Below are 10,615 nucleotides of genomic sequence, written 5' to 3'. Positions count from 1 at the left end.
CCGCCTCCAGCGGGCGGCCCAGCACGCCGCCCTTGGCGTTCTGCTGTTCGACCAGCATCAGGACGGTATCCTTGAGCGTGGTTTCGGAAATCGCCATCGTGCCCGACAGCGAATGCAGCACGCCGATCTTGATCGGCTCCCCCTCCTGGGCATGGGCGGGGTGGGCCAGCGTCAGGGCACTGGTCAGCATCAGCATGGTGGTCAGCTTGGTCATTCTACCCTTTTCCCTCCGGCGCGCGGGCCGGTGTCCCTGTCTTGTTCTTGAAGGGCGCAGGGCCCTCGCAGAGGCAGAAGAAGCGGAAAATCGGGCAGTTGGACAGCACTTGGGCAGGTTTGGCGTGGCCTTTGCGGCAACTGGTGCAGGGACAGGCACTGCCCGGGGCAGTTGCCCATCCGCAAGGCAGCGTCAGGCTGCGCGAAGGTGCAGCCCGCCCTGTTCGACAAGGAAATCGACGATGCGGTCGACACCGTGGCCATGGCGCAACTGGGCCATGACGACCGGGCGCGTGCCGCGTGCCTCATGTGCATCCTTTTCGAGCAGTTTGGCATCGACGCCCACATAAGGGGCCAGATCGGTCTTGTTGACCACCAGAAGGTCCGACCGCGCCAGCCCCGGCCCACGCTTGCGCGGGATGTCCTGCCCAGCGGCCGTGTCGATCACATAGATCGTCAGGTCGGCCAGTTCGGGGCTGAAGGTTGCGGCCAGATTGTCGCCGCCCGATTCGATCAGCACCAGGTCCAGGTCCGGAAAGGCCGCGTTCAGATCGGCGATGGCCGCCAGGTTGATGCTGGCATCCTCGCGGATGGCAGTATGGGGGCAGCCGCCCGTTTCGACGCCACGGATGCGGGAGGCGGGCAGGACCTGGGCGCGCATCAGGGCCTCGGCGTCCTCGCGCGTATAGATGTCGTTGGTGATGACCGCCATCGACAGCCGCGAGGCCAGCGCGCGGGCCAGCTGTTCGGTCAATGTCGTCTTGCCGGCACCGACAGGGCCGCCGATGCCGACGCGGAGAGGGCCATTGAGGCTCATGATCGGAATATCCTCGTTGTCATGGTTTCGTGTCGCATGGCCGCAATGTCTGCGCCCCAGGCGGCGCTGGTCAGATCGGCCTCGGTTGCCGTGGCGGCCTGCGCGGCCCGGATCAGGATGCGGGGGTGCAGTGCAGCCAGCATCCGCTGCCCTTCCACCGGGCCAAGCGGCAGAAACCGGACGGCGGCGCTGATCAGGGTTGCGGCCTGGGCTTGAAGAAAGGCCGCGATGATCTCGGACGCCGGCAGGGGCAGCGGGGCGCAGGCCTGTCCCACGGCGATGGGCAGGGCCGCCGGTGTCTGGGGCATGCCGGCAAGGGCGGTCATATTGGCGGCAAAGGCCGCACCTTGCTCGACTGTCTCGGACAAGCGTTGCGAGGTCAGGCAGGCGGCGCGGGCCAGATCGTCCAATGCCCGGTGATCGGCGTCCGGCCGCACGGCCAGGGCGACCAGAACGCCATCCGTCCACCCTGCGCCATGATCCAGCCAGTCGGCCAGCCATTGCGGCAGGGTGATGCGTGTCACCAACCCCTGATCCATCGCGTATTCCATCCCCTGCGACCATGCAAAGCCGCCCACTGGAAAGGCCGGCGACAGAACCTGCTGCAGCCGCAGGCGCGCCGCCTCAGGCGTGATCGTGGGCGTGATGATCATGGTCATGCGTGTGGCCATGATCATGGCTGTGACCGTGGGCATGCCCGAAGGTCCGGCCATGGCCATAAGCGCCGCCTTCCGGGCGAAAGGGGATGTCCTTGTGGCAGATCTCGGCCCCCAGTGTCCTCAGCATCGCTTCCAGCACGTGGTCCTGGCGGATGATCAGACGGTCGGCCTCGATCCGGCAGGGGGTGTGGCGGTTGCCGATGTGCCATGCCAGCCGAGGCAGGTTGCCGCGGATGACGATCACCGGCTCGGACGCCGCCCGCACCACCACTTGGCGGCCGTCCGACAGTTCGAACGCATCGCCGTCGTCCAAGCTGGTGACCTCGGGAAGGTCGACCATGAAGTCGCCGCCCGTGCAGGACAGCCGCCTGCGGCGCAGCAGACGGCCTTCGTAATCCAGCGACACCTCACCGTCAAAGGGTGCAGGCGCATTGCGGATGATGGAATGGGCGGTGGCGATCATGAAGGGGTCTCCTCAGAACAGGAAGTAGCGCTGCGCCAACGGCAGTTCCGTCGCAGGCTCGCAGGTCAGCAGGGTGCCGTCGGCGCGGACCTCGTAGGTTTCGGGATCGACCTCGATGGCCGGCATGGCGTCGTTCAGCACCATGTCGCGCTTGCCGATGCCGCGGGTGTGCTCGACCGCGATGAGGGTCTTGGACAGGTGGCGACCTGCGCCCTCCTCCAGCCCCGCTTGGCTGACGAAGAGGGCCGAGGCGCGGCCCGTATGCCCCCACATGGGACGCGAAAAGATCGGTTGCACCGGGATCGAGCCGTTGGGATCGCCCATCTGCGCCACACTGATCTGGCCGCCGACCAGCACCATCTCGGGCTTGGCGGCAAAAAAGGCAGGCGACCACAGGACCAGGTCGGCCCGCTTGCCGGGGGTGACCGAACCGATGTGCTGGCTGACCCCATGGGCGATGGCCGGGTTGATCGTGTATTTGGCGATATAGCGGCGGGCGCGCAGGTTGTCGTTGTCGCCCTGTTCCCCCTCCAGCCGGCCACGCTGGCGGCGCATCTTGTCGGCGGTCTGCCAGGTGCGGATGATGACCTCTCCGATCCGGCCCATGGCCTGGCTGTCGGACGAGATCACGCTGAAGGCGCCCAGATCGTGCAGGATATCCTCGGCGGCGATCGTTTCGCGCCGGATACGGGATTCGGCAAAGGCCACGTCCTCGGGCACCCGGCGGTCGAGGTGGTGGCACACCATCAGCATGTCCAGATGCTCCTCGACCGTGTTGGCGGTGTAGGGGCGGGTGGGGTTGGTCGAGGACGGCAGGACGTTGCCCATGCCGACCATGCGGATGATGTCGGGCGCGTGCCCGCCGCCCGCACCCTCGGTGTGATAGGCATGGATCGTGCGGCCCCCGATGGCGGCCATCGTGTCCTCCACAAAGCCCGATTCGTTCAGCGTGTCCGTATGGATCATCACCTGCACGTCCATCTGGTCCGCCACCGTCAGGCAGCAGTCTATGGCGGCGGGCGTGGTGCCCCAGTCCTCGTGCAGCTTCAACGCGCAGGCCCCGGCGCGGACCTGTTCCTCCAGGGGCGCGGGGACGCTGGCGTTCCCCTTGCCGGCGATGCCGATGTTGACCGGCAGTTCCGCGCAGGCCTCCATCATCCGGGCAATGTGCCAGGGGCCGGGGGTGCAGGTCGTGGCCAGCGTGCCATGCGCGGGGCCCGTGCCACCGCCCAGCAGGGTCGTGACGCCCGAATGCAGCGCGTGATCGACCTGCTGGGGGCAGATGTAATGAATGTGACAGTCAAAGCCGCCGGGCGTCAGGATGCGCCCCTCGCCCGCAATGATCTCGGTTCCCGGGCCGATGATCAGGGTCACGCCGGGCTGCGTGTCGGGGTTGCCCGCCTTGCCGATGCCCGCGATGCGCCCGTCCTTCAGGCCCACGTCGGCCTTGACGATGCCTTGGTGGTCGAAGACGACGACGCCGGTGATGACGGTGTCCATCGCGCCGCCGGCCCGCGTGACCTGCGACTGGCCCATGCCGTCGCGGACGACCTTGCCGCCGCCGAACTTGACCTCTTCGCCGGCGATGGTCAGGTCGCGCTCAACCTCGATCAGGATCTCGGTGTCGGCCAGTCGGATGCGGTCGCCGGTGGTGGGGCCGTAAAGCGCCGCGTAATCGGCGCGCGAAAGCCGGGTCATAGCGCCCCCATGATGGTCTTGCGAAAGCCCTGCACGACACGCTTGCCCGCATAGGCCACCAGCGTCACCTCGCGCGACTGTCCCGGCTCGAACCGGACGGCGGTGCCGGCGGGGATGGCCAGCCGCATGCCGCGGGCGGCGGTGCGGTCGAAGGCCAGCGCGGGATTGGTTTCCGCAAAGTGGTAGTGGCTGCCGACCTGGATCGGGCGGTCACCGGTATTGGCGATCATCAGGGTGATCGTGTCCCGCCCTTCGTTGAGGGTGATCTCGCCCTCGGGCGTCAGGATCTCGCCGGGGATCATCGTCAGCCCGCCACAGCCAGCGCAAGGCCCGCCACCGTCGTGCCGCCGCCCAGCACGCGCAGTTCCAGCCCCCGTGACAGCAGGCGGCCAAAGCCGATGCCCGCCAGATGCAGCGCCACCGTGGCCAGCGCAAAGCCCGCAGCATAAAGCATCATTCCGCTGGCCGGCCCCTCGGCCCCATGCGCCCAGCCATGGGCCGTGCCAAAGAGTGCCACCACCGGCAGCAGCACAACCATCGGCAGCCGCACTGCCAGCGCCACCAGAACGCCTAGGATCACGACCGAGGCGAGGATCATCGGCTCGACGGCCGGAAAGCCGAGGCTTGCGGCGCCCATCGCGCCACCGGCCAGCATCGCGCCGACGAAAGTGGCTGGCAGTGCCCAGATCGCGCGGCCCCCCAGTTGCGCGGCCAGAAGGCCAAGGGCCACCATTGCCAGCAGGTGGTCCGCGCCGCCGACAGGGTGGGCAAGGCCGTGCAGGAACTGGCCGTTGTCATGGACATGGCCGGGATGGGCCAGCGCGACCTGGGGCAGAAGGCTTGCGGCAGCAAAAAGGGGAAAGCGTTTCATTCAAGCCTCCGAACGGATGGGATGGTGGACGGTCACCAGCTTGGTGCCGTCGGGAAAGGTGGCCTCGACCTGCACGGACTCGATCATGGCGGGGATGCCGGGCATGCACTGGTCGGCGGTGATCACATGGGCGCCCGCCTGCATGAGGTCGGCGACGCTGCGGCCGTCGCGGGCGCCCTCGACCACGAAATCGGTGATCAGCGCGATGGCTTCGGGGTGGTTCAGCTTGACGCCGCGCGCCAGGCGGCCGCGTGCCACCATGGCGGCGACCGAAACCAGCAACTTCTCGCGTTCGCGGGGGGTAAGGTTCATCTCAGACCTGCCAGATACGGGGAAGGGGGTCGGGGCGCAGCGCCAGCAGCAGCCGGTTGATCTGTCGGCGCAGCGGCCATCCGTCAGGGGCCAGCAACCGCAGCACCAGTCTTCCGGCCGGGGCACTGGCGGCGGAGGTGACGCCGGGCTCGTCCAGCACGGCGCGGGCGCGGGGCAGCAGGTCCGTGGCATCGGGCGCGATGACGGCCAGCGTCGCCATGGCCGGAAAGCCTCCGGTCAGTGCCGGGCCCGCCAGACGCGCCAAGGCTGCATCATCCAGGGCCAAGGCATCATGGTGAACGATCCGGCCTGCCTGTCGCACGATGCGTCGGTCGCGCAGATGCAGGTGCTGGGGCCGCTCGCCCATGGCAAGCCGCCCCAGGACCAGCATCTCGAGCAGCATGCAGCCGGCGCCGGGGGCCAGATCGACCGTGGTTTCACGCTCCAGTCGTGCGCCATCGTACAGAATGGTTTCCTGCGGCAGCCAGTCCAGCCAGCCGCCTGCACCTACATTCAGCCGCACCTGTGCCTGGGCCGATGCTTCAGGGGCGCGATAGGCGCGTTCCGCCGTCTGCGTGGTGGCCAGCGCCCGCGTGCCGGGGCGAAGATCGACGGAAAAGGACAAGCGGTCCCCCGAGGCGAGGCCGCCGGAGGTGTTCAGGAACACGATTTCAGGGAGGCCTGCCGTCATGCGCGGCAGCATTGCCTTGGCGGATCCTGCCTGCGCCAGATCGACCAGCCCCGTCAGGCCCATAACGACATGGGCGGCCCCTTGGCTGCGCTGCATCTTGGTCAAGGACAGTGCGTTGTCGAACATGGGGGCAGAGGGCGCGGCCCCCGGAGGAAGGTCAACCAAAGGGCGACCGGCGCATGCCCTCATCGACGGCATTTGAAGGGCAAATGCCTGCATTGAAGGCAGTTTGCCTATTTTGAGGGCTGCCTGTGTTTCAGGCAGGATGATCCAGCAGCGCATGCAGAAGACGTTTGCGCGCGGGCGGAATGGTGCGGATCTCGACCCCTGTGAAGACATGCATCGTCTTGAGCGCCGGATCAACGACCGCATGGTCGCTGACCCAGCCCCCCATTGCCAGATAACTGCGCAGCAGCGGCGGCATTGCAGCCATGGCCCGCTTCGGGTCTGGCTGGCGCAAATGCAGCGCGCGGGCGAAGCGGAACACGGTCGGCGCCTTGACGCGCGGCCACCAGCGGCGCGGGGCCAAGTGACGGTCCTTGAGCATAACGAAAGCCTCGGCATGGGCTTCGGGCTCGCAACCCACGAAGCTGGAGCAGCCGAACAGCATTTCTGCACCGGTGTCGTCCACGAACCGCGTCAAGGCGGCCCAGGCCAGCCGCACTACATTGGGATCGTGAATATCGGGATGGATGCAAAAGCGTCCCATCTCTATCATGGGGCCATCAAAGCGCCCCAGAGCCTTCAGGTCATAAAAATGCGCGGAATAGCTGCGCGCGATCTGCGAACCGTCGGACAACGGCAGAAACCGGAAGCTGCAGATCAGACGGTTCGATCTGATGTCCTCGATCAGCATGTGCCGGCATTCGGAATCCATCTCGTCAGACTCGGTGCATTGGCCGTCATCGGCCTGTCCGGTGCGCGCCACGAAACACAGCCAGCGCAGCCGCTGAGACGCCCGCAGGTCTTCGGGCGACGTTGCAAGGCGGGCACGGTAATGACCTTTGCAGAGCGGCTGCATGACAGGATCCTTGCTGGATGCTGATGACATCGTAAGGCCGACTTGTATCAGAATCACGAACTTGGCCGGCAAGTCCACTCTTTTTGCATGGATCAATGGAGGAGAGTGGCAACAGACCCTCACTCCATGTCGGGGTCACCCAGCAGATCCTGCACATAGATCCTTTGAACCAGCAGCATGACGACGATCAGCAGCGGTGTCGCCAGGACCACGCCGACAAAACCGAAGAGACCCCCAAAGGCCACAATGGCAAGAATGGTCAAGGCTGGCGGCAATTCGACGGCATAGCGCTGGATCAACGGCATCAGGACCTCTCCTTCGAACATCTGGATCGCGGTGAACAGGATTGCCACATAGACCGCCGTCTCGACGCCCTGCGACAGCGAGACGAGAACCGCGATGGCCCCCGAGGCAAAGGGTCCGACGATCGGCACGATGTTGGTGATCCCGGCGATCAACGCCAGGATAAAGGCCAGAGGCACGCCCAGAAGCCAAAGCCCGATGCCCGCCAGAATCGCCACCACGAACATGTCGAAGGCCTGACCTGCCATCCAGCGTCCCAGCTGTGAGCCCAGTTCGTCCATGATCGAGGCCGCACGCCCGCGATGGCGCATCGGGACCAGCCGGATCGCCCCGCGTCGATAGAGCGGCGCCTCGATGGCGACATAAAGCGACACGATCAGCATCAGGAACAGCGAGGACAGCCCGCTGAAGACCGAGTTGAGCGCCCCCGACACCCAGCCGAACAGATCGGGCAGGCGTTGCGCCAGTTGCGAGGCATCTTCCTCGATGTTCGTCGTCTCCTGGACCTGCTCCATGACGGCGTCCCCCAGCCCGTTGCCGGGCAGGCGCTGGTTCAACTCGTCCCAGGATCGCGGCAGGGCGTCCACAAGCTGGGTGAACTGATCGCTGATCGAGGGGCCGGCCAGGCGGACGGCACCCCACAGCGCGCCCAGGACAACGAGCAGCACGACCGCAACGCCCAGCTTGACGTTCAGCCCCACCAGCCGGTTCAGGCCATGGGCTCCCGCGCGCAGGGCGATGGCGATCAGGATCGCCGCAAAGACCAGAAGCAGGATGTCCGACCAGAACCATGTCGCCGCCACCAGCAGAAGGATCGCGACCCCCGACAACAGGGTGCCCAAGCTCAGCGACCGCTGCATGGGGGCGGGGGGAGAGGGACGGCCGGGGTTCCGGGCTGTTTCGGGGTGCAGGTCGGTCATCGGAAATCCTTGCAGGTGGGCCGGATACTCAAGCGCTGCCTCCGGGTGCCGGTTCCCCGCTGCGGCCCGCTTGCCGCCACGGGCCAAGCCTGCTAACCGGACGCGGATTTCCGTCACTGCGGGCCCGCCCGCCGATCAGACAAGGTAATGACCCATGGCCACCGAACGCACGCTTTCCATCATCAAGCCCGACGCGACCCGCCGCAACCTGACCGGCAAGATCAACGCCAAGTTCGAGGATGCCGGCCTGCGCATCGTCGCGCAAAAGCGCATCAAGCTGTCGGCCGAGCAGGCGGGCAAGTTCTATGAAGTTCACAAGGACCGCCCCTTCTATGGCGAGCTGGTGGAGTTCATGGCCTCCGAGCCCGTCGTCGTGCAGGTTCTGGAAGGCGAAAACGCCATCGCCAAGAACCGCGAAGTGATGGGCGCCACCAACCCGGCCAACGCCGACGAAGGCACGATCCGCAAGGAGTTCGCGCTGTCGATGGGCGAAAACTCGGTTCATGGTTCGGATGCGCCGGAAACAGCCAAGGAAGAGATCGCCTTTTTCTTCTCGGGCCTCGAACTGGTCGGCTGAACCTGTTCTGACCAACCGGTTGCGGAAAAGGGGCCCCTTGCGGCCCCTTTTCTTTTCCGGCGCGGCGAAGCCGGTCGGTTGCGGCAGATGCGCGCAGAGGCTATGCCCGTCCGCAACGCAATGATTTCAGGGGGGCTGCCATGCGGGCATTCGTGTTTCCGGGGCAAGGCGCGCAGACGATCGGAATGGGACGCGAACTGGCCGAGGCTTATCCTGCCGCGCGCGCGGTCTTTGACGAGGTCGACGCGGCGCTGGGCGAAAGCCTGTCGTCGCTGATCTGGGACGGCGATGCCGACACGCTGACGCTGACCCGGAATGCCCAGCCGGCGCTGATGGCAACGTCGATCGCGGCCTTTCGCGCGCTGGAGGCCGAAGGCTTCACGATCGGGCAGGCCGATTTCGTGGCAGGCCATTCCTTGGGCGAGTATTCGGCGCTTTGCGCGGCCGGTGCCCTGACCTTGTCCGACACGGCCCGCTTGCTGCGCCTGCGTGGCCAGGCCATGCAGGAGGCCGTGCCCGTGGGTGTCGGCGCCATGGCCGCGATCCTGGGTCTCGATTTCGACACGGTGGACCGTATTGCCCGCGAAGTGGGGGGTGACGCGGTCGTTCAGGCCGCCAATGACAATGATCCGGGGCAGGTGGTGATCTCGGGGCACAAGGCTGCGGTTGAGGCCGCTGCCGAGGCGATGAAGGCGGCAGGCGCCAAGCGTGCCCTGATGCTGCCGGTCTCGGCTCCGTTTCACTCGGTGCTGATGCAGCCGGCCGCTGCCGTGATGGCCGATGCGTTGGCCGGCGTCGGTATTCAACCGCCTGCCGTGCCGTTGATCGCCAATGTCCGTGCGGAAGCCGTGACCGAACCGGGCGCGATCCGTCGTCTGCTGGTCGAGCAGGTGACCGGAACCGTGCGTTGGCGCGAATCGGTTGCCAGCATGGCGGGGGCCGGCGTGACCGAGTTCTGGGAGATCGGCGCCGGCAAGGCGCTGTCCGGGATGATCAAGCGTATCGCCAGGGATGTGAGCGTCCGCAACATCGGCACACCGGCCGATATCGCGGCGCTGAAAGGCTGAGGGGCCCGTCCCCGATTTGACAAGGAAAGAGGCAGGCATGTTCGATCTGACAGGGAAGACGGCGCTGGTGACGGGCGCTTCGGGTGGCATCGGCGGCGCGATCGCCGAGGCGCTGCATGGCGCCGGGGCAACGGTGACGCTGTCTGGCACGCGCGAAGCGCCGCTGCGCGAACTGGCCGAAAGGCTGGGAGACCGCGCCCATGTCGCGACGGCCAACCTGGGCGACCCTGACTCGGTTGCTGCCCTGCCCAAGGCTGCGGCCGAGGCCATGGGATCGGTCGACATCCTGGTGAACAATGCCGGCATCACGCGCGACAACCTGTTCATGCGCATGTCGGATGACGAATGGGCGCAGGTTCTGGACGTGAACCTGACCAGCGTCTTCAAGCTGTCGCGCGGGGTGCTGCGCGGCATGATGAAGGCGCGCTGGGGGCGGATCGTCAACATCACCTCGGTCGTGGGGGCGACGGGCAATCCGGGGCAGGGCAACTATGCCGCCGCCAAGGCCGGGCTGGTCGGCATGTCGAAATCGCTGGCCTACGAGGTCGCCAGCCGCGGGATCACCGTGAACTGCGTGGCGCCCGGCTTCATCGCCACCGCGATGACCGACAAGCTGACCGAAGACCAGAAGGGCAAGATCCTGACCCAGATCCCCGCCGGTCAGATGGGCCGTCCCGAGGACATCGCGGCAGCGACCCTGTATCTGGTCAGCCCGCAGGCCGGATATGTCACCGGGGCCACGTTGCACGTGAACGGCGGCATGGCGATGATCTGAAGGGCTGTCGCGGCTGCAACGCATGGACGGGAATCCTTGCGAAAGCGGTTGCATGAAGGTTTATCGGTGCTATATCCCCCGCTTTAGCAGCAGGGGAACCGCCCTGTGCGGAAACGGACCCTTTCGGTCCGTGCAAAACTTGGGCGGATGCCCGCGACAATGAGGATATGACATGAGCGATATCGCTGATCGCGTGAAGAAGATCGTGGTTGAGCATCTGGGTGTCGA

14 protein-coding genes are annotated in these 10,615 nt (G+C 66.4%); 3 read left to right on the top strand and 11 right to left on the bottom strand.

What is annotated here, in order from left to right; all coding sequences use genetic code 11:
* The 11 genes from ACLHHB_RS06685 to ACLHHB_RS06635 form a co-directional block, all read right to left on the bottom strand.
* Positions 1-214, bottom strand: a 214-nt coding sequence (locus tag ACLHHB_RS06685; protein WP_410217497.1) for a transporter substrate-binding protein, incomplete at its 3' end; no start/stop codon positions are given.
* Between the two features lie 192 nt (positions 215-406).
* The gene (ureG, locus tag ACLHHB_RS06680; RefSeq protein ID WP_410217496.1) at positions 407-1,030 is read right to left on the bottom strand and encodes an urease accessory protein UreG; all 624 of its coding nucleotides are present in this window, start codon (positions 1,028-1,030) and stop codon (positions 407-409) included.
* A complete protein-coding gene (locus tag ACLHHB_RS06675; RefSeq protein WP_410217495.1) occupies positions 1,027-1,689 on the bottom strand; it encodes an urease accessory protein UreF in 663 nt (220 codons plus the stop codon). Before ACLHHB_RS06675 ends, ureG begins: the two co-directional genes overlap by 4 nt.
* Complete coding sequence (locus tag ACLHHB_RS06670; protein ID WP_410217494.1) at positions 1,655-2,152, bottom strand: urease accessory protein UreE; 498 nt, start codon at positions 2,150-2,152, stop codon at positions 1,655-1,657. The genes ACLHHB_RS06675 and ACLHHB_RS06670 overlap by 35 nt, the downstream gene beginning before the upstream one ends.
* 12 nt (positions 2,153-2,164) lie before the next feature.
* Complete coding sequence (gene ureC / locus ACLHHB_RS06665) at positions 2,165-3,850, bottom strand: urease subunit alpha (protein WP_410217493.1); 1,686 nt, start codon at positions 3,848-3,850, stop codon at positions 2,165-2,167.
* Complete coding sequence (locus tag ACLHHB_RS06660) at positions 3,847-4,152, bottom strand: urease subunit beta (RefSeq protein ID WP_410217492.1); 306 nt, start codon at positions 4,150-4,152, stop codon at positions 3,847-3,849. The genes ureC and ACLHHB_RS06660 overlap by 4 nt, the downstream gene beginning before the upstream one ends.
* Before the next feature lie 2 nt (positions 4,153-4,154).
* Positions 4,155-4,721 (bottom strand): HupE/UreJ family protein, encoded by a 567-nt coding sequence (locus ACLHHB_RS06655; RefSeq protein WP_410217491.1) that lies wholly within the window; start codon positions 4,719-4,721, stop codon positions 4,155-4,157.
* Positions 4,722-5,033: an urease subunit gamma gene (locus tag ACLHHB_RS06650; protein ID WP_410217490.1), complete on the bottom strand. Its 312-nt coding sequence runs from the start codon at positions 5,031-5,033 to the stop codon at positions 4,722-4,724.
* Position 5,034: 1 nt separating this feature from the next.
* Complete coding sequence (locus ACLHHB_RS06645) at positions 5,035-5,850, bottom strand: urease accessory protein UreD (protein ID WP_410217498.1); 816 nt, start codon at positions 5,848-5,850, stop codon at positions 5,035-5,037.
* Between the two features lie 130 nt (positions 5,851-5,980).
* Positions 5,981-6,745: a GNAT family N-acetyltransferase gene (locus ACLHHB_RS06640; RefSeq protein ID WP_410217489.1), complete on the bottom strand. Its 765-nt coding sequence runs from the start codon at positions 6,743-6,745 to the stop codon at positions 5,981-5,983.
* A 119-nt stretch (positions 6,746-6,864) separates the two neighbouring features.
* Entirely contained in the window at positions 6,865-7,968 is a 1,104-nt protein-coding gene (locus ACLHHB_RS06635; protein ID WP_410217488.1) for an AI-2E family transporter, read from the bottom strand.
* Between the two features lie 154 nt (positions 7,969-8,122).
* On the opposite strand from ACLHHB_RS06635, the gene ndk reads away from it, so the two are divergent.
* The 3 genes from ndk (at position 8,123) to fabG (ending at position 10,387) form a co-directional block, all read left to right on the top strand.
* Positions 8,123-8,545 carry a nucleoside-diphosphate kinase gene (ndk, locus tag ACLHHB_RS06630; protein WP_265499179.1) on the top strand — a complete coding sequence of 141 codons (423 nt, stop codon included), beginning with the start codon at positions 8,123-8,125 and terminating at the stop codon, positions 8,543-8,545.
* A 140-nt stretch (positions 8,546-8,685) separates the two neighbouring features.
* Positions 8,686-9,612 carry an ACP S-malonyltransferase gene (gene fabD / locus ACLHHB_RS06625; protein ID WP_410217487.1) on the top strand — a complete coding sequence of 309 codons (927 nt, stop codon included), beginning with the start codon at positions 8,686-8,688 and terminating at the stop codon, positions 9,610-9,612.
* Positions 9,613-9,649: 37 nt separating this feature from the next.
* Positions 9,650-10,387 carry a 3-oxoacyl-ACP reductase FabG gene (gene fabG, locus ACLHHB_RS06620; protein WP_410217486.1) on the top strand — a complete coding sequence of 246 codons (738 nt, stop codon included), beginning with the start codon at positions 9,650-9,652 and terminating at the stop codon, positions 10,385-10,387.
* The last annotated feature ends 228 nt before the right edge of the window (positions 10,388-10,615 follow it).

It is taken from the genome of Paracoccus sp. (in: a-proteobacteria) (assembly GCF_046462195.1).
Lineage (GTDB): Bacteria > Pseudomonadota > Alphaproteobacteria > Rhodobacterales > Rhodobacteraceae > Paracoccus.
Note: the sequence above shows the minus strand (reverse complement) of the source record. Positions and strands in the feature narration are given on the sequence as shown.

Excerpts from the sequence above, each read along its gene's own strand:
- ureG (WP_410217496.1), bottom strand. The coding sequence starts at position 1,030 with ATGAGCCTCAATGGCCCTCTCCGCGTCGGCATCGGCGGCCCTGTCGGT.
- ACLHHB_RS06675 (WP_410217495.1), bottom strand. The coding sequence starts at position 1,689 with ATGACCATGATCATCACGCCCACGATCACGCCTGAGGCGGCGCGCCTG.
- ACLHHB_RS06670 (WP_410217494.1), bottom strand. The coding sequence starts at position 2,152 with ATGATCGCCACCGCCCATTCCATCATCCGCAATGCGCCTGCACCCTTT.
- ureC (WP_410217493.1), bottom strand. The coding sequence starts at position 3,850 with ATGACCCGGCTTTCGCGCGCCGATTACGCGGCGCTTTACGGCCCCACC.
- ACLHHB_RS06660 (WP_410217492.1), bottom strand. The coding sequence starts at position 4,152 with ATGATCCCCGGCGAGATCCTGACGCCCGAGGGCGAGATCACCCTCAAC.
- ACLHHB_RS06655 (WP_410217491.1), bottom strand. The coding sequence starts at position 4,721 with ATGAAACGCTTTCCCCTTTTTGCTGCCGCAAGCCTTCTGCCCCAGGTC.
- ACLHHB_RS06650 (WP_410217490.1), bottom strand. The coding sequence starts at position 5,033 with ATGAACCTTACCCCCCGCGAACGCGAGAAGTTGCTGGTTTCGGTCGCC.
- ACLHHB_RS06645 (WP_410217498.1), bottom strand. The coding sequence starts at position 5,850 with ATGTTCGACAACGCACTGTCCTTGACCAAGATGCAGCGCAGCCAAGGG.
- ACLHHB_RS06640 (WP_410217489.1), bottom strand. The coding sequence starts at position 6,745 with ATGCAGCCGCTCTGCAAAGGTCATTACCGTGCCCGCCTTGCAACGTCG.
- ACLHHB_RS06635 (WP_410217488.1), bottom strand. The coding sequence starts at position 7,968 with ATGACCGACCTGCACCCCGAAACAGCCCGGAACCCCGGCCGTCCCTCT.
- ndk (WP_265499179.1), top strand. The coding sequence starts at position 8,123 with ATGGCCACCGAACGCACGCTTTCCATCATCAAGCCCGACGCGACCCGC.
- fabD (WP_410217487.1), top strand. The coding sequence starts at position 8,686 with ATGCGGGCATTCGTGTTTCCGGGGCAAGGCGCGCAGACGATCGGAATG.
- fabG (WP_410217486.1), top strand. The coding sequence starts at position 9,650 with ATGTTCGATCTGACAGGGAAGACGGCGCTGGTGACGGGCGCTTCGGGT.